The 23,861-nt window shown below is 50.2% G+C and carries 11 protein-coding genes; 7 read left to right on the top strand and 4 right to left on the bottom strand.

The window, feature by feature from the left end; translation table 11 throughout:
* The first annotated feature begins 15 nt into the window (after positions 1-15).
* The 3 genes from INF28_RS06220 (at position 16) to INF28_RS06210 (ending at position 7,436) form a co-directional block, all read left to right on the top strand.
* A complete protein-coding gene (locus tag INF28_RS06220; RefSeq protein ID WP_226392604.1) occupies positions 16-2,964 on the top strand; it encodes an alpha-mannosidase in 2,949 nt (982 codons plus the stop codon).
* Complete coding sequence (locus tag INF28_RS06215; RefSeq protein WP_226392603.1) at positions 2,942-4,117, top strand: aldo/keto reductase; 1,176 nt, start codon at positions 2,942-2,944, stop codon at positions 4,115-4,117. The genes INF28_RS06220 and INF28_RS06215 overlap by 23 nt, the downstream gene beginning before the upstream one ends.
* 196 nt (positions 4,118-4,313) lie before the next feature.
* On the top strand, positions 4,314-7,436 hold the full coding sequence (locus tag INF28_RS06210) for an S-layer homology domain-containing protein (protein WP_226392602.1): 3,123 nt from the start codon (positions 4,314-4,316) through the stop codon (positions 7,434-7,436).
* A gap of 102 nt (positions 7,437-7,538) precedes the next feature.
* Here INF28_RS06210 and INF28_RS06205 read toward each other — a convergent pair whose 3' ends face one another.
* The 4 genes from INF28_RS06205 to INF28_RS06190 form a co-directional block, all read right to left on the bottom strand.
* On the bottom strand, positions 7,539-8,546 hold the full coding sequence (locus INF28_RS06205; RefSeq protein WP_226392601.1) for a glycoside hydrolase family 130 protein: 1,008 nt from the start codon (positions 8,544-8,546) through the stop codon (positions 7,539-7,541).
* A gap of 138 nt (positions 8,547-8,684) precedes the next feature.
* Positions 8,685-9,569: a carbohydrate ABC transporter permease gene (locus INF28_RS06200; RefSeq protein ID WP_226392600.1), complete on the bottom strand. Its 885-nt coding sequence runs from the start codon at positions 9,567-9,569 to the stop codon at positions 8,685-8,687.
* Positions 9,570-9,585: 16 nt separating this feature from the next.
* A complete protein-coding gene (locus INF28_RS06195) occupies positions 9,586-10,512 on the bottom strand; it encodes an ABC transporter permease (RefSeq protein ID WP_226392599.1) in 927 nt (308 codons plus the stop codon).
* 11 nt (positions 10,513-10,523) lie between these two features.
* Entirely contained in the window at positions 10,524-12,137 is a 1,614-nt protein-coding gene (locus tag INF28_RS06190) for an extracellular solute-binding protein (RefSeq protein WP_226392598.1), read from the bottom strand.
* Between the two features lie 355 nt (positions 12,138-12,492).
* On the opposite strand from INF28_RS06190, the gene INF28_RS06185 reads away from it, so the two are divergent.
* From INF28_RS06185 to INF28_RS06170, 4 genes are all read left to right on the top strand, one after another.
* Entirely contained in the window at positions 12,493-14,856 is a 2,364-nt protein-coding gene (locus tag INF28_RS06185) for a helix-turn-helix domain-containing protein (RefSeq protein ID WP_226392597.1), read from the top strand.
* A gap of 223 nt (positions 14,857-15,079) precedes the next feature.
* A complete protein-coding gene (locus tag INF28_RS06180; protein WP_226392596.1) occupies positions 15,080-16,264 on the top strand; it encodes a glycoside hydrolase family 88 protein in 1,185 nt (394 codons plus the stop codon).
* A 40-nt stretch (positions 16,265-16,304) separates the two neighbouring features.
* Positions 16,305-19,970 (top strand): polysaccharide lyase family 8 super-sandwich domain-containing protein, encoded by a 3,666-nt coding sequence (locus tag INF28_RS06175; RefSeq protein ID WP_226392595.1) that lies wholly within the window; start codon positions 16,305-16,307, stop codon positions 19,968-19,970.
* A 195-nt stretch (positions 19,971-20,165) separates the two neighbouring features.
* Positions 20,166-23,843 (top strand): immunoglobulin-like domain-containing protein, encoded by a 3,678-nt coding sequence (locus INF28_RS06170; protein WP_226392594.1) that lies wholly within the window; start codon positions 20,166-20,168, stop codon positions 23,841-23,843.
* Positions 23,844-23,861: the final 18 nt, after the last annotated feature.

Here is a 23,861-nt window from a genome sequence, read left to right as displayed (position 1 = left end):
TGGGAGGATAAAATCATGCCATATAATTTGCGAAACCAAAAAGAGGTGACAGAAGCCATGCTTCGGCGGACAGAAGAGGAAATATATCAGCATCTTTGTCCGCTTACTATGGAGGTTTATGTTACGCCGGAACCGGTACCCTTTACGGAAAGAACATCCGGGGAACGGAAAATTGTAAAAGAAGGAGAGCTTTGGGGCAAGGTATGGGACTGTGCCTGGTTCCATTTTACAGGTACGGTGCCAGAATCTGCTAAGGGGAAAAAAGTAATCCTTTATATTGACGTACACGGAGAGCTTTGCGTGTTTGATGAAAATGGCGTACCCGTACAGGGACTGACCAGCGGCAGTTCGTCCATGAACCCCCTGTGCGGAAGCCCAAAAAAACGGGAATATGTGATTACAGAATGCGCCGCGGGCGGCGAGAAGATCGACCTGTGGGCAGATGCAGGTTGCAATGATTTGTTCGGGGTTCGTCCGGATGTGGGTATGGTGGAATTTGCCCAAATCAGCATCTGCCGGGACAACGTGAAAGCGCTGTATTATGATGCCTATGTCCTGTTTGATTTGATGAAGGAGACCCCGGAGGATTCGGCAAAGCATCAGAAGCTATTGCGGGCGCTGTTTGAGGCTTCCTGCCAGCTTTGGGATTATACGGATGAAGAAGTGGAAAAGGCAAGAGCAGTGCTGGCGGTGGAGTTGAATAAAAAAGGCGGGGACGCGGATCTTCGTTTTTCTGCCACCGGGCACGCCCATATCGATCTTGCGTGGCTATGGCCCATCCGGGAGACCAAGCGTAAGGGGGCTAGAACCTTTGCCACTGCCCTGCGGAATATGGAAAAGGACCCGGATTATGTGTTCGGCGCCAGCCAGCCCCAGCTGTATGCCTGGGTGAAGGAGGAACATCCGGCGCTGTATGCCCAGGTGAAGGATCGGATCAAGGAAGGCCGCTGGGAAGCCCAGGGCGCCATGTGGGTAGAGGCGGATACCAACGTTTCCGGCGGTGAAGCGCTGGTGCGGCAGATTTTATACGGCAAGCGGTTTTTCCGTCAGGAATTTCAAAAAGATATGGAGGTATTGTGGCTGCCGGACGTGTTTGGTTACAGCGGTGCGTTGCCTCAGATTTTAAAGAAGAGCGGCGTGCCCTATTTCCTGACCATCAAGCTGTCATGGAGTCGGCATAACCAGCACCCCCATCACACATTTTTGTGGCAGGGGATCGATGGCAGTGAGGTTTTGGTACATATGCCGCCGGAAGGGGAGTATAACTCCATGGCCACCCCTTGGGCCATCAAGAAGGCAGAGCGTATCTATCTGGATAAGGGCGTCTGCGATGAAGCGGTGATGCTGTTTGGCATTGGTGACGGTGGCGGCGGCCCCGGCGAGAGCCATCTGGAGGTGCTCAAGCGGGAGAAGGATTTAAAGGGGCTTCTTCCGGTGACCCAGGGGCAGGCGGTGGATTTCTTCCACCGTCTGGAAAAAGGAAAAGATCGGTACTGCACCTTTAAGGGTGAGCTGTATCTGGAGCGGCATCAGGGAACCTATACCACCCAGGCACGGAACAAGAAATACAACCGGAAGATGGAGATTTTGCTCCGGGAGGCGGAGTTTGCGGCGGCTGCCACAGGCGGGGTCTATGACCGGACGGCCTTTGAAAGAATCTGGAAAGAGGTGCTTTTGTACCAGTTTCACGATATTCTGCCCGGTTCTTCCATCAAGCGGGTCTATGACGAATCCCTGGAGCGGTATGCGGCGCTGTATGAGGAGACCGAAGCCATGGTGCAAAGCGCATACGGCCAGGGGGACTATGCCATCAACTCCCTGTCCTGGGATCGCAGCGGCTGGCTGAAGAAAGACGGAAAGTGGTATCAGGTTACTGTGCCGGCCATGGGCAGTGCCCTGCTCAAAGATGGCACGGCAGCGGCAGAAACTGCGGCAGAAGATCCGTCGGTGTTGGAGAACGATCAGGTACGGGTAAGCTTTGACGCGGACGGCTCCATTTTGTCGGTGTATGACAAGACGCAGGACTGTGAGGTTTTAAGTGCGCCTTCTAACCGGTTTGCGGTATACTATGACGATGGGGATTGCTGGGATATGACCGAGACCTACCGTGAACGTGCGCCACGGTATTTTGCACTGACTGATGCCAAGGCGTATGTGGACGGGCCCATGAAAAAGGTGATTCAGCAGTATGCCTTTGGCAGCAGTGTTCTGACCCAGACCATTTCTATCACGGACGGCAGCGGACAGGTGCGTTTTGACACCGAGGTTGACTGGAAAGAAAGCCAAAAAATGCTGAGAACAGCATTTTATACCAATATCGAAACGGATGAGGTATCCTGTGACATACAGTTTGGCTCCATCAAACGTCCTGCCCGGCGAAATACCAGTTGGGATATGGCCAAGTTTGAAATCTGCGCTCATAAATATGTAGATTTGTCCGATTGCTGTCACGGCGTGGCTTTGCTCAATGACTGCAAGTATGGCTACTGCGTGGAAAACGGCATGATTGATATGAACCTTCTGCGTTCTCCCAATTATCCCGGCGAACAGGCGGATATCGCGGTGCATACCTTCTCTTATGCATTGTATCCCCATGCGGGGGATTTGGCTCACAGTGATGTGCGGCAAAAGAGCTATGAATACAATATTCCCCTACAGTTTGGCGGAAAGGTGGAACAGCTGGTAACGGTGGATAATCCTAATGTAATCATTGAGAGCGTCAAGCTGGCAGAGGACAGCGATGAGCTGGTTCTGCGGCTTTACGAAAGCCGGGGCGTGCCGGCGGCGGCAAGTTTGCGGTTTGGCCGGCCGGTGGAAAAAGCGGTGCTGACCGACCTGATGGAAGAGAAGGAACGGCCGGTGGATTTATCGGCAGTGTCTTTTGGCGGATTTGAGATCCAGACAATCAAAGTAAAACTGAAAGAAAGAAAGGAGCCGGAAAATGCAGTATCGCACAGACCCTAAAAGCGGCAATCGGCTTTCGGTGCTGGGATACGGCTGTATGCGGTTTACCCGGCGGGGCGGGATGATCGACCAGGCCAAGGCGGAAAAGGAGATGGCCTATGCCATCGAGCAGGGCGTCAATTATTTTGACACCGCCTATATTTATCCGGGAAACGAAACGGCGGTGGGAAAATTTCTGGCCAAGGGCTATCGTGACAAGGTCTATCTTGCCACCAAACTGCCCCACTATCTGGTGAAAAACATAGAGGGCGCCGAGAAGATGTTCCGTGAGGAACTGCGGCGGCTTCAGACCGATCATATTGACTATTATTTGATGCACATGCTGACCGATATCGGTGGCTGGGAGCGGATGTGTGCCATGGGAATCCGGGAGTGGATCGCGGAGAAGAAGGCGTCGGGACAGATCCGGCAGATCGGTTTTTCCTATCATGGGGGCACCCAGGGCTTTTTGCAGATTTTAAAGGCCTATGACTGGGAGTTTTGCCAAATCCAGTTTAACTATATGGACGAGCACAGCCAGGCGGGACTGACCGGGCTCAAGGCTGCGGCGGAAATGGGGATGCCGGTAATTATTATGGAACCCCTGCGGGGAGGCCGGCTGGCAGGCGGCCTTCCAAAGCCTGCGGCGGAGATTTTTCAGGAATCGGGCTATGACCGCAGTCCGGCGGAGTGGGGTCTGCGCTGGATTTTTGATCATCCAGAGGTCAGCGTGGTGCTTTCTGGCATGAACGCCATGGAGCAGATCGAGGAAAACGTTCGGATCGCGGAGGAAGCCCAGCCCGGCTGTATGAGCCAGGAGGAGCAGGCGGTGATCAGCAAGGTGCGGGAGAAGATCGCAGAGGTGACCAAGGTGCCCTGCACCGGCTGCGGGTATTGTATGCCCTGTCCTGCGGGAGTGGATATCCCGGTATGCTTCCGGTGCTACAATGTTCGGTTTTCGGACGGCTGGTTTAACGGGATACGAGAGTATTTCATGTGTACCACCTTAAGGAATAACCAGACCAATGCTTCAAAATGTGTGGGTTGCGGCAGATGTGAAAAACATTGTCCGCAATCCATTCCGATTCGGAAGGAATTGAAAAATGTGGCAAAAACTATGGAGCGCTTGCCTTATAAAATAGCCAGAAAAGTTGCAAAGATCGTCAAATTTTAAGAATCAATCATGCGTTGGCAAAAAAAATACTGCTGGCGCATAATTTTTTTTAAAATTAGGAACAAAATGGGAAAAATTTTCGTCTAATAGATTGTAACGCAGTATGGGCAAGGCCAAAAACACAGTGCCAATGTGCTTTTGCTCTTTCCCAAATAAACGATTTTTCAAAAAAGGATGAAAGAAAGGAGCGTTATTTATGAAAGAATGGAAGAGGAGGTTGTCAGGAGTTATGGTGCCGGCGGTCATTGCGGCGTCATGGGCAGCCATGCCGGTATTGGCACAGGAAACCGGGGTGTCCGTGCAGGAAGAGCAGGCTGCTGTTACCCTGGCGGAGAACAAAGTAGAGATTTCAACGGAAGAAAATTTTGGACAGCGGCTTCAAGAGCTGCAGACACAGAATGATGTGACAGGTGTTATCTTAAAAGAGGGAACATATACGCTTTCGGCAGATAACCTGGCACGGATTACAAAAACAGGATTTACCATTGAAGGTGCAGGAGAAGACAAAACCATTATTGACTGTGGCGGAAAGTTGGTAAGTGGCAACGCTGGAGTCTTAGTGGAAGCATCAAATGTGTCTATCAAGGATGTTACCATAAAAACAACCACGGCTTTTACCGGTAATAAGGCTTTGATCAAAGCGGGAAAAATTGCAGCATCGGCAGAAACGGATCCAGAACGAATCCAAAACTTTGCGTTGGAAAATGTGAGTTTGATTTGTGATAAAAAATCTGCCGGCATAGACATTAACAGTGTGGATGGTTTTTCCATTAAAAATGTTACGATTAAAGATTCGGCTAAGGTGGGCATCAGTATCACAAGCGGCACCGGCGGCAAGATAGAAAAAGTCAGCACCAGCGGAAGCGCTTGGGGATCGGTAGGGATTATGGAAATTCCGGCGATTACCCAAACCAGACCGGCATCTTCGGTAGAGCTGGGCGCAGGAAATCAGTTTGGAGAAAACAGTTTGTACATTGAGCGGACCGGAACTGGTGAGGAACAAAAGGACTGTGGGCAGATTACCGGAGAAGTTCCGGATGGTTTTGCCAGCACATCCGCAGGTGGAAAAACAGTGTTTGCCCCGTTGACCTCAATGATTGGGCAGGAAAGTTTTGACCAGAATTTTGTGCTTTATGGTACAGCGAAATTGGCCAAGACAATTGAAGTAGCTTCTGCTTTGACCATTGCGGGTGCAGAAGACGGTGCGGCTGTGGAATATGCGGATGGAACTGCATTCTCGGTGAAGGAAGCCGGTGTTTTGAATCTGAAGGATGTGGATGTAACCGCAAAGGATACCTGTATTGAAAATGCGGGTCAGACCACCATTGCGGGCGGCCAGCTGCAGGCAGACGGTGTGATTTTGAAGAATACCGCCGAGGCAGAAAAAATGAAGGCAAGCAATGTGACCCTGGTTCCCAAGACCTATGAAGAGGGCAAGGTTCTAGCGGAGAATATGGGAGAACTGACCGGTGACGTGAAGGATACCCAGGATCAGATTTGGAACATTGAAATCAAAGACGGCAATGTGACATTGACCGAGGATACCACCGTAGACTTTGTCAGTGAGGCATCGGCTTATCTTGCGGACAGTCAGGGCAACCCGGCGGAAATCAAGGTGTCTGTTCCCAATTTGAGCGAGATTTATGAAAACGACCCTGAAGATGAGGGCAAAAATGTGACATACAGTGTGGTTCTTGCCCAGGCTGATGCGGCGGAGAACCCGCCGGCAGACCAGGAGAACGCCCTTATGCAGGCGTTTGATCTGCATATCGAAAAGAAGGTAGGTACTGCTGAAACCGAGATTTTGACTCCGGAAAAAGAGCTGGAAGTACAACTTACGGTATCTGAAAACTTTGTGACAGATGGACTCAAGCTGTTTTATGACGATGGTGCGGGCGCTGCACCGGCGGAAGTGACCGTGACAGCCGCAGAGCGCACATTGCGCTTTAAGACGCAAAAATTTGGTAAATTTATTCTTGCGGGTGAAACACTGCCTGCCTTTGATGAGGAAATTGTATTGGAAGGTACTTATCAGGGCAAGGCAGACGGCGTTGAGGGGGACTATGCAGTCATTGGCAAGAAGTTAACGGCTTCTTTAAAACTTCCGGAATCGGAGGCAACAACTGAGACAGAGCCAACAGTAACGCCAGAACCCGAGACGGAGTCTGAGACAGTATCAGTGGTTACCACGGTAGAAGAAACCCAGGAAGCACAGGAGACTACTGTTGAAGTGGAATACCAATGGTATCGCAGTACGGATGCTGGATTTGAACCCATTGAAGGAGCGAATCAGGCATCATATCAGCCTGTAGAAGCAGATGAAAACAAAGTGCTTAAGGTACAGGCCGTCAAAGCTGGCGCCATGAAATACAGCCAGGGGATTACGGTTGTAGAAGGGCTTGACAGTAAATATACGCAGGCGCCGGACGCCCCCCGGGCAGACACGGTGACAACCACCAGCGTAACGCTTCGGACGGTAAAAAGCGATTATGACGACGCTGTGGTAGAATATGGTATTGAGCGTGCGGATGGCCAGATTGAATGGCAGAGAAGCACACGGTTTACCAGCCTGAAATCCAATACCCAGTATTATTTCTATACGAGATATGCCGCAGAAGGGGTATACAAGGCATCAAAAGCCAGTGGAGCGTCCTCTGTCTGGACTGACCGTGTATCAACGGCGGGACCCATTTACGGCAATAACAACAATAACAACGGCTTCTGGGGCGGAGTTTTCGTTCCGGGAAGCTCCAGTGAAGATGGTGATCCCATTAATTTCCATGATATGCAGGGTTATGATTGGGCTGCGGCAGCGGTAGACGCCCTGAGTGCGGCAGGCGTTATCAAAGGTACTTCTGCCTATACCTTCAGTCCGGCGGATTCTATCAAGCGCGGTGACTTTGTGTTGATGCTTGACCGTATGCTGGGCTTTAACACCTCCAGCAACTATCTGTTTGAGGATGTACCGGAGGATTCCTATTACGCTTCAGCCATTGGCCGTGCCCGGTATCTGGGGATCATCAACGGCTATGACTACAACCATTTTGGACCGGAAGATCCCATTAGCCGACAGGACATCATTACCATGGCATACCGTGCCTTCTTGAAGATGGGCATCATCAGCACTTCATATAACCAGGCGGCGCTGGAAAAATATGAAGACCGGAGCCAGATTGCAGATTATGCGCTGGAAGCCATGATGACCATGACAGACAAGGGTATCATTATCGGCAACGAGCAAAATCGGGTTAATCCGGAAGCAACGGCGACCCGTGCGGAGATTGCAGTCATGTGCTATCGGTTAAGAGACCTGATTTAAAACGGGTTTTATGATAAACAAGCCGGGCGGCCTTCTGGCCGTCCGGCTTACTTTTATATGGAGAAAACCACCGGCACCGCCGGTGGTCATGACTATGTAATTTTATTTGGCTTCGGTACAGAGGGCAATCAGATCTTCTATTTTTGCGGTCGCCAGACATTCTACCGTATCCGCGGCGCCATAATAGATTTTTATACTGCCGTCGTCTTCCTGCAAAAATCCTCCGGGGAAGATCACGCTGGCCCGGAAGCCTTCCAGAGCTTCATAGCTTGCCTCCGGGGCAAGCAGGGGTTGTTTGGACATACCAATGACTTTGGATGGATCTTCAAGGTCAAGCAGCATAATGCCAGCAGTATAACGCTTTTGCCATTTGTCTTCCCAGCCGTGTTTACCGCGGGTGGTATCAATATCGACTGCGTGAAACAGCGTAAGCCAGCCTTTGGGTGTTTTAATGGGCGGTGCGGCGGGGCCGATTTTGTCGTTTGAATAGGGAACATTTTCTACCCCCAGTAGCAGGGTGCTTTCTCCCCAAAACTTCAGATCCGGAGATTTGGAGATCCAAATGTCAAACCGATCCTTCCCGCCCCGGCTATAAACGGTAAAAGGGCGTTCCAGCCGGACATACATTCCGTTTATCTTCTCTGGAAAAAGAACCATGTTGCGGTTATCCGGGGCGCTCAGGCTGATGATATCCATACCGCTGAAATCCGGACGGATCTTGCCAATGCCACCCCGGATCCCATGATGGGTATCCATGGCAAAGCAGACAAAAAGCTGATTTCCAATGACAGTCAAGCGTGGGTCATAGACCCGGGTTACCTCGGGATCCTTAATCCTATCAAGGGAAAAGAAGGGTTTTTCGCATACTTCCCACTTCATTCCATCTTGGCTAAAGGCTATGCCAAGATTGCAGCCACGAAAGAGGGAACCGCTGACATAGTCAAAATCATTGCGGAAAATCATGATATACTTGTCCTGCCATTTGGCTACGCCGGCGTTAAAGGTCAGGTCTGACGGATAGGGGACGTCTTTGGAGGACAGGACAGGATTTTTTTCATAGCGTTTGACCGCAGAATTGCTGGTCAAAAGGGGTTTCATGGGTTCATACATTGTTTTTTTCTCCTTTTTGCTTTTCAAAATAAAAACTGCCGCACAAAGCGCTGTGTACAATGGGACGCAAGGATCAAAAGATCTTTGGCACGCACTGTATCTTAAACGTTTTGTGCGGCATTTCATACTGGGTGATAATCAGCCCTTGACTGCGCCGATCATGACCCCTTTGACAAAGTATCTTTGCAGGAAGGGATAGACGCATAAGATCGGCACGGTGGCGATAATAATAATCGCATACTTCAGTGTTTCGCTGACCGCCAGCTGGGAGCCTGCGTCCACGCCGCCGGTCATGGAGGCGGTGTCGTTGGACAGCAGGATTTGACGCAGTACCAGCTGAAGCGGGTACTTGTCAGGGCTGAGGATAAACAGCGAAGCGTTGAACCAGGAATTCCAGTGGAACACGCCGTAATACAGGATCATGACCGCCACGGTGGGCATAGCCAGCGGCAGGACAATGCGGAACAAAATGGTAAAGTGTCCCGCCCCGTCAATCCGGGCGGATTCTTCCAGGCTGGCAGGCACAGCGGCCAGGCCGGTCCGCATGATCATCAAGTTAAAGGTGTTGATGGCCACCGGAAGGATCAGCGACCAGAGGCTGTCCTGCAAATTGAAGTCCTGGGTCACGGTCAGGTACATGGGAATGATACCGCCGGAAAAATACATGGTAAAGATGATAAAAAAGGCAATGGGTCTTTGCCACAGCACGTTTTCCCGGGAGAGGAAATAGGCGGCGATGGAGGTCAGCAGAATGTTGACGCAGACGCCCACGATCACCACAAACAGGGTGTTTCCGTATCCGGAAAGCAGCAAAGGATGGGTAAATGCCTTTTCATAGGCAATGGTGTCAAAGCCCAGCGGACGGAACAGCAGTCCTCGATGGGCCAGAAATTCAATGGGAACGCTGAATGATGCAAAGATGATATAGATCATGGGATACAGCGTTACCACAACCAGTGCCAGCATGATAATAATATTGCAAATCTCAAAGATTCTGCGCTGGGGTGTTTTTTTGATTACCATATTGATTCCTCCGTTCTTACCACAAGCTGGTGTCGTTGACTCTGCGGCTGATGGTGTTGGAAATAATGATCAGTGCAAAGTTGATCACCGAGTTAAAAAGACCGACCGCTGTTGAAAAGCCATAGTCACTGTCCACGATACCTTTGCGGTACACATAGGAGGAAATGACGTCCGCTGTTTCGTATGTAATGGGGTCATAGAGCAAAATGATTTTTTCAAAGCCCACATTCATGATGGTGCCCAGTTTCAAAATAAACATGGTGACGATGGTGGGCATGATCCCGGGAAGGGTCACGCTGAAGGTCTGCCGCAGGCGGCCGGCCCCGTCAATGCTGGCGGCTTCATACAGCTGCTGGTCTACGCCGGCCAGCGCCGCCAGATAGATGATGGATCCCCAGCCAATTTCCTGCCAGATACCGCTGATGATATAGATGGGGACAAACATGCCGGGTTCCTGAAGCATGTTGACCTGCGGAAAGCCAAACATGCCCAGAATGGAGGTGATGACACCGCTGTCTGATACAAAGTCCTTGATCAGTCCGCATACAACGACCAGGGAGATAAAGTGCGGCATATAGGTAATGGTCTGTACGGTTTTGGCAAACTTTTTTTGTTCCAGCTCGTTGATGAGAAGCGCCAGAATGATCGGCGCCGGAAAACCAAATAGAATATTCAGTACGCTGATTTTGATGGTGTTACGGAAAACCCGGACAAAGTCTGAACTTTGGAAAAAGTCAGTGAAATTTTTCAGACCAACCCAGTCACTGCCCAGGATGCCCATAACCGGATCATAATCTTTAAAGGCAATGATGGCCCCGTACATTGGTTTATAGCAGAAGCAAAGATAGAATAAAAGGACAGGGATCATCAGCAGATACAGAGCCCAATTGCGGTGCCAGTCCTGCCGAATGGCCTTTTTTGTGTATTTTTTCGCTGCGTACATGAAAACGCCTCCTATTTTTCCATATATCTGTCATATGCGATCTGCTGGAGTTCGATCGCACGTTCGATGCCGCGGTTTTTCATTTCCGCATAGTAGGTATCCAAATCATCCAGAGAAGATTTGCCGGTGATGGTTTTATACATCACTTCTTCACGGTAGGAATCAATGTCGCTCATAATATCGTTATATTCCTTGTTCTCTTCCTGGGTCATGGGAGCGTTGGGCATCTTATAGTCCAAAGTGTCGGTGTCGGACCAAACCTCAACTGCCTTCAGCTGTTCCGGCATGGTATAAAACTGGGTCAGATAGTTTTTGTCCTGTACAAACGGGCCGTTATAGCAGGCACGGATATACTGTCCCATAGCCGGGCCGATGCCCATTCCGCCGTTTTTGCTGTCGTCGGTGATGATGTCGGTATAGGCAGGAATGCCGTCCTGCATGGTATAGGAAACGCCTTCCTGCCCAAAGTTATAGGTCATATGCCCTTCCTCGCTGTAGCCATAGTCAAGAAATCTGGCTGCCAGTTCGACATTTTTCGATTTGCCGGAGATGGCCGCACCATAGCTGCCGTTTGGCCAGTTCTTCTGTCCGAACTTGGGAGTTTCGCCCTTGTTGGCCGCCGGATATTTTACCGGAACAAAGCGGGCGTTGGGGTCCTGTGCCTGTGTGGCGGGGATCCACTGTCCAAAGTCGCCGCCTGCGCTTCCAAAAGCCGCTGCGGCCTCGCCGGTGGCAATGACAGAGGTCAGACGCTTGGTATCCGTATCGGTAAAGTTCGGGTCAAGCAAACCCTTGCTGTACCAGTCCGCCATCAGTGTCAGAAAATCCCGGTATTCTTCGGTATACGGTCCGAATTTGACCTCGCCGTTTTCAACATAGAAGGTGCCGGCAACGCCCATTGCACCCAGGAAGGGGGACATATCACCGAATTTGGTGGTATCCATCCGCAGGGTCAGCGGGGATTTGACGCCGTTTTCTTTAAATACGGTCAGCATGTGCTCCCAGTCCTCAATGGTTTCGGGCAGATCCAGATTGTATTTTTCCAGCAGATCCTGGCGCACCATGGGGCCCATATAGGTCTGCAGAATGTCGTCCCCGATCACAAACGGATAGACATAGCTCTTGCCGGTTTCGGTCTGAGAGGCTTTGGCATAGTCGGGATGCTCCTCATACAGCTTTTGCAGATTGGGGGAGATGCCGGCTTCCATCACCTTGTTCAAATCAATAATGGTTCCTTTTTCAATGGCGCTCTCCGGCCCGCCCGAATAGTTCTTCCAGTCATATTCAATGATGTCGGGCACATCCTTTGATGCCAGCATCAGGTTAAACTGTTCTTTTTCCTGGCCACTGGCCGGATGAACAAACTCCACATTGATGCCGGTTTTTTTGATCAGATCCTGTGCCAGCGGGGTATCGTTCAGACTCTGGGAAAGGGCGGATACATGGCCACTGAGGGCTACCCAGTATTTCAGGGTAACGTCGCTGTCTGTCTCAAGGGGATAGGAATCCGCCGTGGTTTTTGTAATGGTGGTGTTGGTGTTTGCCTGCTGACTGCCGCAGCCGGACAAAGCCAAAGTCAATGCCAACGCTGCAGTACATGCGCCTGCCAAATGTTTTTTGTTCATAATCATTCCTCCTGAAATTAAAATAAAAACGCACAGGGGGCGCAAAAGAAATGCCGGCGACTCGAAATGGTCACCGGACAGGAGCGCCGCTTCCTGTCAATCCATTTTCTGTTTCGCAGGGATCAGTCAAAAAAGCGTTAGGGGCACAAAAAGAAAATTCCCTTCCGATCTTCGGCTGATAAGTATATTTTATATAAATTTTTGAAAAAATCAATTTACTTTTGATAAAATCATGCTTCAATCATAAGAAAGATAAAAAAAGTATATCCAGAATAACAAAGGCATATCGCTTTTTTTTGCATTTTATGGCATAATATATAGAAGAAAACGATACCTATGAGGAAAGGGCGATGGGATGAAGCTTTTAAAACAGCGGCACTTAAAAAGAACGGCATCAAAAGATGCAAAGATGAGAAAAGTCCCTTGGAACGTCAGAAAGAAATGGATTCTTGGTTTTTATGTAGTTTTGCTTGTGGTTATTATTTTTTCGATAATCTTTTTTTCATTTGATATAAAAGAAGAAAATTTTGCGGCGGAGGTGCGGGAAAGCCAGAAAGGTTTGCTTGCGCAGATGTCGCAAAATATAGATCTGCGCCTTGAGTATATAGAAAAGATGATTACCGCGGCTGCGGATCGGCAGGAGACAGAACAGTATTTCAGCAATGCGGCGGCAGATGAAAACACCATACGGCAGTTGAGTGACACCATTGGCCTTTTGGCGGAGAGCGATAAAAATATCGATTCTGCGTATCTGTATTCCATCCAGAATAGAACGGTGGTGACCGAATCTGGCGTTTTCGGCATCGATACTTTTTATGATACCAAATGGATGGAGTCGGTAGACCAATTGCAAAAAAAGCGGGAAGTATGGACTTCGGCGAGGATGGTCACAAATCCCAGCCAGCCAACCAGCAGGGCAGAGGTGGTTTCTCTGGTGCGGACCTATCCCCTTATCACTACACCGGACAAGATACAGGGATATTTTGTGGTCAATATTAACACCATGCTGCTCAATCAGATCGTGCAGGAGGCGTTGACCGGGACGGAATCCAGTTTTATGATTATCAATTTGGACAATAAGGTGCTGTTTCGCAGCCAAAATTATTTTACCTATGACGAAGAGACCGTAATTCATTTGCTGGCAGAAAAAACGGGAAGCAGCACCTTTTTTACGGCGGAAGACGGACAGAATATGCTGATGCAGGATGTGACCCTTCCCTCTACCGATTGGAAACTGGTTTCCGTGATGCCGTATACGGATATGGTGGGGACGGTGCGGGCATTTCGAGGCTATAACATTTTTCTTGGAATTGCGGTCAGTTTGTTTATGATTCTGACCTTTTTGCTTTCCAGTAAATGGATGTACGCACCGGTGGATCGGTTTATGCACATTGTGGTAAAAAATGCAGAAAACGGCGATGACAAAAAAAGGCTGCGGGATTTTGACGAGCTTGGCCGGGTATTTTTGTACGCTATGGAACAGCAAAAGGATCTGCGAAAACAGATCAACGGCAGTATTCCGTTCATCAAATACCAGCTGGTAACGGAACTGATTTCCGGCAGGGCCACGGACTATAAAAAGTTTGAGACCCAGCTGAGCATGATCAAGGTGAATTTGTATCCGGAAAATTACATTGTTATGCTGATTGATTTGGATGATAAGGATATTCTGGATGTGAAATCCCATTGGGAGCCCTATGACGTGTATATGGCGGGGCTGTATAACAAAGCGGAGGAACTGGCCAACCAGGAGGGGCAGGGCTTTGCGGTCCAGCTTCCCAATCAGATGTGCTTTGTTTTACTGAGTTTTGAGACCGGCAATGTGCAGGGAAATACCCTGCGGGCGCTGGAGCTTGCCGAATATTTGAATAGTTTTATGCAGCGCTGTTATGGGATTACCATTACGGTGGCAGTGGGTGATCATTACCAGAATTTTCAGGATATTGTCAAGTCCTATAAAGAAGCGGACAGTTTGATGAAATATAAGCCCATTATGGGAAATAACTGTATCATTACGGTGGAGGATATCAAAAGTCATACCGAAGCAAATGTGCAGAAGGCGGATCCTGAGGTGGAAACTCTTTTGCGGGCCTTTGAATCCTTGAATCAGGAAAAAATACACGGCTTGCTTGACCAGGTATTTCAAACGATGAAGGCGGAAAAGTTCCCCTCTGATGCCATTGTGCAGGTGTGTATGCGGATTGTGCAGGGCTGTATGCTGATCTACAGCGGACAGGAAACCGAGCTGAGCAACAGCCACTACCAAAGCATTCATCTGTCACTCAACCAGCTGGACACGGTGGAAGAGATGGAGGACTTTGTCCAACAGCTTTTGGATGAGATGATCCAGGAGATGTCAGAAAAGAAGCAGGTGCACGGTTCAGAGGATCTGATTGATAAGATAGTGAAATATGTGGACCGCAATTATGCGGAATACAATATGTCGCTCAACCTGCTTGCTGATACTTTTGGTTTGAGTATTCCGTATTTGAGCAAGATCTTCAAGGCGTACACTCAAAAGACCTTTACCGATTATCTGATCGAGATTCGGATCAAAAAGGCGGCGGAACTTTTGGTCAGTACCAATAAAAAGGTCAACGAAATTTCTGAGATGGTTGGCTATCCCAATGCGTCCAGTTTTATCCGTATTTTCAAAAAATATTATTTTATGACCCCGATTGACTACAGAAACCGGCATAAATACGGCGGGGAAGGTTGATTTTTGACCGCACGGCTCTTGCCGTGCGGTATTTTTTTCATTGCCTGCTTTTCCTTTCCATTTATCTGCCGAAAAAAGGGAAAATACACAAATGTTAATTTTATATACTTTTTTTATTTTGTTTAACAGACAGAGACAACGTGAATAAAGGTGCATTGCGTTTTATAAAACAGGCCGATATAATTGTAAAAGTCAAAATGTCGCAGAAAGGAAGAAAGATAGAATGAAGATCGTTTTGCAGGAACTCAAAGAAAAATGGCGGCAGCCGTATCAGGCGGATAAAGGGCTGTCAGAAGCATCGTTAAGATACTGCATCGGAAAGATCAAAGAGAACATGGGGACCTTTGCCTATGCCTGCCCGTCGGAGACGGCACCGGAGGGAAGGTATCAGGTGGTGGATAACCGGGCGTGGACAACCGGGTTTTGGCCGGGCATGCTTTGGGCGGCTTATGGGACGGCCAGGGACGCTGTGTTTTACCATGCCGGCAAACTGCAGACCGATCTGTTTCGGGAACGTCTGGAGAAGGATTATGTATTGCAGCATCACGACATCGGTTTTTTGTATATCCTGTCCTGCGTGGCGGACTATAAGATGACCGGCAGTGAAGAGGCACGGCAGCTGGGTATCCGGGCGGCGTACCGGCTGATGAAAATGTACCGCAAGGTGCCGGGCATTTTTCAAAGAGGCGGCAATCTGGAGGACTTAACCGACCGGTTCACCGGCGTTTTTATTGTGGACTGCATGCTCAATATACCGCTGCTGTTTTGGGCGGCAGAGCAGACCGGGGACAAAACGCTGTTTGATGCGGCATACTGCCACGCCAAAAATACCGTAAACTCGATCATCCGCCCAAACGGCGCAGTGGTGCATACCGGGGTGGCGGATGTGATCCATGGGACCATTGTCCCAGACCCCTTCCAGTCTCAGGGCAAAGGCGGCGAGGACGGCGTTTGGAGCCGGGGACAGGCCTGGGCGGTGTATGGATTCCCCCTGGCTTACAGCTATACCAAGGATCCTGCTTTTCTGGATGCGGCCAAGGCGGTGAGCAATTACTTTTTGAATCATTTGTGCTCGGATGACGTGCCCAACTGGGATTTTTATTATACCGAAGATGATGCGCAGCGGGATACCTCCGCTGCCGCCATTGCGGTATGCGGGCTTTTGGAGCTGGCAAAACAACTACCCATCACCGACCCGGATAAGGAGATCTACCAAAGGGCAGCTTTCAAAATTTTAGATTCCCTGTCCGCAAACTACCGAACCAAAGAAGGGCAGGATAACATGGGTCTGCTGGAGGCGGGCGTTTATCAGGCGTCCAAGGGCTGGAATCAGCCCACCATCTGGGGCGATTATTTTTACATAGAGGCGCTTTGGCGGCTGCACGGCAATTACTGCCGGTTCTGGTAAAAGACGGCGTTTTAAAAATAAAGATGCAGGAGGCGGTTTGGTGGTTTCGCAAAGAAAAAGAATATGGGCGGCGATCTTGGCGGCAGTGGTTTTTCTGGGTATTTTTCCGGCGGCAAGACCTGCTGCGGCTGCGGATGAACTGGATACCCTCCGCCAATGCTGGCTGGAGCGGCTGACAGGCGGTGATTATGAAGAAAGCGGGGATGCCATAACCGCTAAGGTGGCGGATATTGAAAAGGACGGCAAACAGATTGCCGACAGTCTGCTGACCGAAAATCTTTCCCAAAACAGCGACAGGCTGTGGAACGGAACGGATTTAAGTATGGGAGACGCATATGACGAATACACCCGCATTGCCCGGGGAACCTCCAAGACGCTGGAGCAGATCGAGAAAATGGCCATGGCGTATCGGGTCAAGGGCAGTGCTTTGCAGGGGGATCCGGAGCTGAAGCAAAAAATCCTGGATTCCCTTGCCTTTATGTGGAAATACAAATACAACAAGGACATTCCCCGCACCAACCGGAACCTGAGTCCCGCCAATCCCAGCGAAAACTGGTATGAATGGGAAATTCGTGCGCCCAAAACTCTGGTGAACACCCTGACCTTGATGTACGATGAAGTGCCGGAAGAAATGCGGCACGGGCTGATCGAGGCGCTCAAAAAACAGGTGCCGGAGATCGGATCTGCGGCAACCGGGGCGAACAGGCTGAACAACTGCGCCGCCTATATCATTGCGGGCATATTGGACAAAGACACCGCATTGGTGGAAGCAGGGGTCAAGGCCATGGATACAGAGCTTACATACTCTGTCTCTGATGACGGTTTTTATGAAGACGGGTCGTTTATCCAGCATCATCAATATCCGTATAACGGCGGTTACGGAACCTCAGCCCTTGCCAGCGTTGCCGATATTGGTTTGCTGGTGGGCAACAGTTCTTTTGCCAGCGGCAATCCAAACTGGAGCCATATTTATGACTGGGTGTACCAATCCTTCGAGCCGCTGCAGTACGAAGGAAGAATGATGGACGGCGTGCGGGGCAGGGACATTACCGGCAGAAGCAATACCGGCTATGGGCTTTTGGAAAGCCTGGTAATTCTTGTGCAGTTTGCGCCGGCAGAGGATGCGGCAAATTATAAGGCCATGGTCAAAAGAATGTGCGAGAACAATACGGTGGTGAAACCCTATGACAGCATGAGCTCTGTCTATACCGTCAACTGCCTGTATGAAATTTTAAATGATGATTCGGTACAGTGGAGAGAGACGCCCAATCTGTATCAAAATTTTGGCGCCATGGACCGAGGAGTGGTCTATCGGGACGGATACGCCTTTGGCGTAAGTATGTTTTCTGACCGGATCCGCAACTATGAAAGCATTAACGGGGCAAACCTGCAGGGCTGGCATACGGCGGACGGGGCGACCTATCTTTATAATGATGACTTAGAGGCGTATAACGACGCCTATTGGCCAACGGTGGACCGATACCGGCTGGCAGGGACCACGGTGGTCAAAAATACTCAGGCAGACAGCGCCCTTTTTGGCGCACCCTATGCCGGCGGCGTAGAATTTGACGGCATGTACGGCGTCAATGCCATGCAGTACCAGTCCGATTCCGGTGCGGCCTATGACCTGCGGGCCAAAAAGGCCTATTTTATGTTTGATGATGAGATACTCTGTCTGGGTGCGGATATTTCTTCGGAAAAAGGCGGCGAGACAGAAACCATTGTAGAAAACCGCAAGGTGGATTCCCTTGCCAAAACCCTGACCGTTGACGGACAGACGGCAGGCCAGAGCGCCGGCTGGAGCCAGACCTATAACGATCCATCCTGGGCGCATTTGCAGGGAAACAGTGCCGATACGGCGGTGACCCACAGCACAGATATTGGGTATTATTTTCCTCAGGGCGGAACGCTGACCGCCAGGAAGGAAACCAGGACGGATTCCTGGAAGACCATTCAGTCCGGCAATGGGGATATTAAGGAAACAAGGCATTATGCCTCTCTGGCTTTCGAGCACGGCGCCCAGCCGGACGGCGCAGGGTATGCCTATGCCATTCTGCCCGGAAAGACTGCGGCAGAAACAGCGGCCTATGCCCAGGATCCGGATTTTGAAATTCTGGAAAACAGCGCATATCAGCAGACCGTGCGGGATAAGGAAAGCGGCATTCTTGCGTCTGTCATATGGAGCGGCGACCAGCAGATAGACAATTTGACCTGCCATGACCCCTCCATGGTCATGATGCAGGAGGAGGGATTGCTTCTGCGGCTGTCCGTCAGCGACCCGGCGCAGACCGGCGGTGTTATCCGTTTCACACTGGACAGCGTGTTTGCGGGGGTATTGCAGGCGGATCCCGGTGTCTGCGTCATGCAGGAAGGCGGCAAAACAACCATTGCGGTGGACACCGCAGAAGCTTTGGGGAAAACCTTTCACCTTGTGCTGAGCAGGGAGGCGGCGCAAAACCCGCCCGATCCGCCAAAGGGACTGTCCGCCCAGGCATTATCGCCCACTGCGGTACAGGTGCGCTGGGACAGAGAAAGTGATGCGGAAAAATATTATCTTGTCTATTCCACCCAGGAGGACGGGGCCTATCTCCCGGTGCCCGGCTTTGACGGAGCGGACAATACGTATATGCACCGCTCTTTAACGCCGGAGCAGACGTATTATTATAAGGTAGCGGCGGGAACGGAAAACGGCGTCGGGACATACAGCCAGGCAATAGCCGTTACCCTCCCTGCACCGCCGGAAGCAAAGGCCGTGGCGGAGATCGCGGATAATTTTGAAAGTTATCTCCCCGGCCCGCTGATGTATCAGAACGACTGGCAGGTCACCACCGACCCGCCGGAGGATTGCTTTGCGGATGTGGTGGAGGACGAAAACGGCCGCCGGTTTTATTTGACGGTGGATAAGAAAAAAGCGGATACCGTGCCCTGTGCGGAGGTCAGCAAAAAGCTGATTCCGCTTCAGGATGTGGTGATTGCGGAAGGGGACTTTCAGATTCCCGATACCGGCTGGAAAAATCTGATTGTGCTGAAAGCCGGAAGCACCGTTGCTGTGCAGGTGTACGCAAACAGCAGCAAGCTTTGGACCTATAACGGTCCGGTCTGGAACCACAAGGGCGCCTTTGATGATTTTGTGTTTGATCCGGACAAAATCTACCATATCAAAGTGGAATATCACATCAAGGAAAATTATTTTAAGGTGTATGCAGACGGTGTTTTGCTGACCTTTCGCCGGGCTACCATTGCTGGCGAGCAGGGAGAGGAGATCGTGCTGAACGAGATCCCTGCCCGAACCAGGGTTTCCTATATCGACAACTATAGCTGTGGCATCGGAGAGCAAATCGGCGGATTTTATATGGACAATCTGATTGTCACGGCCAATACCATAGAGATTATGGACGAGGAAGGCAGGCCGGTGGAAATCGGCAGTTTGCAGCCGGGACAGACCTTCCGGGTCAGCGTGATATATCATAACCGCACGACAGAGGATCAGACGGTCATGGCACTGGGGGCGCTGACAGAAGAGGATATGTTGCTTTCGGCACAGACCGGGGAAGAAACAACCGTTTTACCAGGCACCAGTCAAACATTTCTGCTGGAACTAACCGTCCCAGCGCAATGTGCGTTAGAAAATGCCCGGTTTCAGGTGCTGTTTTGGTCGGGCGGCAGGGACATCAGACCGATTTCGGCGCCGCTTTGGGTAAGATAGGAAAATCGGAAAGTTTTTCATAAATAAACAGATTTTTAGAAGAATTGACTTTTGTTAAGGTGATTGACTTTTGTTAAACTGATGAGCCGTTGCAAACAACATTAACAAAGGTGCATTGCACTTAGCGTATTTGCGGTTTACAATAGGATCAGCGATGAATGCTAAAAAAACCGAGGCAAGAAAGGCAGAGAAAACATGAAAAGAAATGTTTTAAAAAGGATTGCCCTGGCTGCGGCGGCAGTGATGCTGTTTGCTGGTGTGCCGGCATCGGCAGGGCGGACAGCGGCCGCGGCAGAAGCTGAGCAAACGGTTCTCACCGATACTTTTGACGAGACGCGTTTTGGACAGAGCGCCGAGCAGCTGAAAGCAAACATGGATGCCGATCTAACTACTGCGGTGCCGGCCATGGCGGAGATTACCGGGACAGACGGCGGCGTGCTGGATTACATGCTGACCGTCTCAAACCAAAGCAGTGATCCGTCGTATGCCATTGTCTATCAAACGGAAGGAAAGATGATGGATTTGCAAGTAAAGGGATTTACTAAAACGCAAAACAGCACCAAGAATACCTATGAAAATCCCTCCTTACTTAACTACGCAAGCTCCAATACAACCTTGGAACTTTCATCAGACGGTCAGCAGTGGAAAACGCTGTCTGACACAGATTATATTTTTCAAACCAGCGGATATGTGGACGATGCCCACGCAAAAGCCAATGACGGAAAAGATACGGTGATCCGCTATACCATTACACTGAGCGACGGTTTGAAAGAAAAGCTGGTAAGTGATGTCGAATTTTCCAATATGCACTATTTTAGGATTGCAGTGGGAAAGGGAAAGTCGTGGAGAAACGCCTTTGCGGAGATTCGGATTACCAGTGAAGAAAAAGGGGAGTTGACCGAAGGCGAAAAGCTGAACGAAGAACTGGTTTTTTCTGCCTTTACGGATGAGCCGGTTTATGCGGTCACCCAAAACCTGCATTTGCCCGTGGCAGCAGAAACAAATGGAAAGCCGATCCGCTGGGAAACCAGCGATCCGTCGGTTATTTCCGAGACGGGCGAGGTCACTCGGGGCAGTGTGGATCAAGCGGTGACGCTGACTGCTTATGTGGAGTATGACGACGGCTATGACGGCAGTGCCACTTTTCAAAAGTCGTTTGCAGTTACCGTTCTGCGTCAGGGCATCACCGGGATATTGATTGATCCGTGTGAGAACTTTGATATGATGGCAGAGCACAGCCAATATCTCACTACCACCACCATGAATGATGCGGGAAAAGAAAACGTAGTGTTGGTAAGCGATGACAACCATCTGGACGGATCCCAGTATCTGCTGTACGAAGTAAAGGGGCAGGCGGTGTCGCTCTCCTTTGACACAGTGGAACATACCGCCAGAGGCGGCGAGAAGAGACCAAGAATTGAAATTTCTGTGGATGGCAATGTGTATACGGAGTTTACGAGGTTTTCCCGAGAGGAATTTGAATACGATGGAATTAAAGATCCAAACTGGAAACATGCGGTGTACACTTCAGAGACCCTCCCGCCGGATATTAAGTATGTCAAAATCTATTTTGGTCAGCAAGTAGACAATGGAAAGTACTGGGCCTTTGGCTTTGATGAGATTCGGATCGCCTATGACAGCACAGCCTATACATATGCGTGGCCGGAGGACGCGTCGGTGCAGGCAAAAAGTACGGCGGATGCCATAGAGCTGACCTGGCCGGCGGTTTCCGGTGATAACCAGGTAGAATATGAGATCTATCAGAACAACGAAAAAATCGCACAGCAGGCGGAAACGTCCTATCGTGCGGAGAACTTAGAGGCAGGAGGCCGGTATGTTTTTGCGGTCCGCGCGGTTGGAACGCAGAATTCGGAAGCGGTCTCCAAACTGCTGACAGCAGACGAGATGATTCTGCCCCGGTCGGTTTCACAGCGGGGCGAAAAGTTAGCGGTTTCTTTGACCGAAGCGCAAAGACAGACGGTTTCGGGCCTTCAGGATAACGATTCGGTCAGCCTTTCGGGGGAAGTGGTCATCAGCCCGGACGCCGTGTTCTTAGAAGACGGTTTTGTAAGTGCAGGGTTTGAAGATACCTATGTAAAATGGACGGCATATAAAACGGAGTATTACAAAAACGGGGTCCTTGTCATGTCGGCGGCCCGTAACAGCGCGCTTAGCAATATGAGTCGTCTGTTTGTCACAGAGGATCATCGCGTTACAGGCGAGCAGGCGCAAATTGAATTAAAGATACAAGGCTTGACAGCGGGGACCGTTTCCTGGGGAACCTTGGAGGTATATCGGGTGCCAAGAGCTGGAACCTGGCTGGCCCAGGAGGCAGAGCAAACCATTACAGACAGTTTTACGGCGGCACTGGACGAATCAGCGCCAGCCCCCACATTGTCAAAGAATTTTACCTTTGAGATGGATGTCAAGGTAAACAGCGAAAATAGCGGAGATTTGAATGTGAATCTCTATTCCCAGCTGAGCGGTGTACGTCTTGCAACCTTTAATTTAAGCCATAACAATAACATGCAGTTTCGGTATGACAGGGCATACGACCAGGAAGGGGATAAGAACAAAAGCAGTCACAATTATGTTTTTCTGCCCAAACTGAAGCTAAATACCTGGCAGAACATCAAGCTGTATGTGGATTTTGAACTGCTCCAATGTGAATTGTATATTGACGGCGTACTCGCCGCTGACGATATTATCTTTACAAACGAAGGGGCGCCGGATTTTCAGTCTTTGTCCATCACAGCGGCAAGTACAACTGCCCCGGACATCAGCGTTCGGAATATGAAGGTAACAGAGGGCTATCACGGTTTGTACCTAAAACCCATGACGGCTGTGGACAGTGCCGGAAAAGCGGTCAGCAAGCTGACCCCCAATCAGAGCGTTACCCTGCGCCTGCAGGCGCTGAATGCGGGAGAGAAAGCGGAAACACTGGATCTGCTGGTCACCCAAAGCCAAGACGGTATCAACAGTGCGGTGTCGACACAGACGGTACAGCTTGCAAACGACAGTGCATGGCAGAATTTTGACATAGAGGTCACGCCGGCCTCATCAGATACCAATTTAGAAATGTTTGCCTGGACAGGTGCAGGGGAGATGGTTCCGCTTCTGAAAAAGGGCGGTTATATTGGTGATCCGGACGATACCCGCACCGAGCGGAATATCTTCCTGATTGGCGATTCCACCGTCAACTATACCGGTCAGCCGGCTTTGGTCGGCTGGGGAGAGATCATGGCGGACTATCTCAAAGATAACACAACGCTATATAATTATGGAAGAGATGGGATCAGTTCCAAGACCTATATCCAAACGGGAAGACTGAATGCGATTGCTGATGAGATTCAAGAAGGCGATTTCCTCTTTTATCAGCTGGGGCACAATGATCGGCTGAGCAGCAGCAAGGGAACCACCATGGAAGAATATAAGGACAATATGCGCAGTGCGGTGGCTTTTGCCCGCAGCAAGGGTGCGAATATGATTTTTGTCACTCCGGTTTGTGAGCTGGGCGCTGCGGAAGAGATGGCCGGCACGGCTGTGATTGACGAGTCCAGCCTTGCGGCAACGTTGACCGGGAACAACCTGGCACTTTATCAGCGCTCCAGAGCTATGATTGAGATTGCGCAGGAGCAGGATGTGCCGTATATTGACTTGTATATGACTTCAGTACAGAAGTTTGCAGATCTGGTAGAGGCCCAGGGATCCGATGCAGTCTTTGCCGGCTATTTTGAGCGGGACAAAACGCATTTCAGTGACAGCGGCGCACGGCTTTTGGTGCGGTTTATCTATGATTTGCTGGAAGAGAAGAAAATCGAGCCGTATTCCTATTTTAAAGCCGGTGCGTTGGTTGAGGATCCAACGCTGTAAAGAACTGAAAAAGAGAAA

It is taken from the genome of Ructibacterium gallinarum, assembly GCF_014982785.1.
GTDB lineage: Bacteria > Bacillota > Clostridia > Monoglobales > Monoglobaceae > Ructibacterium > Ructibacterium gallinarum.
This window is presented reverse-complemented; position numbering and strand designations above follow the sequence as displayed.

Excerpts from the sequence above, each read along its gene's own strand:
- INF28_RS06220 (WP_226392604.1), top strand. The coding sequence starts at position 16 with ATGCCATATAATTTGCGAAACCAAAAAGAGGTGACAGAAGCCATGCTT.
- INF28_RS06215 (WP_226392603.1), top strand. The coding sequence starts at position 2,942 with ATGCAGTATCGCACAGACCCTAAAAGCGGCAATCGGCTTTCGGTGCTG.
- INF28_RS06195 (WP_226392599.1), bottom strand. The coding sequence starts at position 10,512 with ATGTACGCAGCGAAAAAATACACAAAAAAGGCCATTCGGCAGGACTGG.
- INF28_RS06185 (WP_226392597.1), top strand. The coding sequence starts at position 12,493 with ATGAAGCTTTTAAAACAGCGGCACTTAAAAAGAACGGCATCAAAAGAT.
- INF28_RS06170 (WP_226392594.1), top strand. The coding sequence starts at position 20,166 with ATGAAAAGAAATGTTTTAAAAAGGATTGCCCTGGCTGCGGCGGCAGTG.
- INF28_RS06200 (WP_226392600.1), bottom strand. The coding sequence starts at position 9,569 with ATGGTAATCAAAAAAACACCCCAGCGCAGAATCTTTGAGATTTGCAAT.
- INF28_RS06180 (WP_226392596.1), top strand. The coding sequence starts at position 15,080 with ATGAAGATCGTTTTGCAGGAACTCAAAGAAAAATGGCGGCAGCCGTAT.
- INF28_RS06205 (WP_226392601.1), bottom strand. The coding sequence starts at position 8,546 with ATGTATGAACCCATGAAACCCCTTTTGACCAGCAATTCTGCGGTCAAA.
- INF28_RS06210 (WP_226392602.1), top strand. The coding sequence starts at position 4,314 with ATGAAAGAATGGAAGAGGAGGTTGTCAGGAGTTATGGTGCCGGCGGTC.
- INF28_RS06190 (WP_226392598.1), bottom strand. The coding sequence starts at position 12,137 with ATGAACAAAAAACATTTGGCAGGCGCATGTACTGCAGCGTTGGCATTG.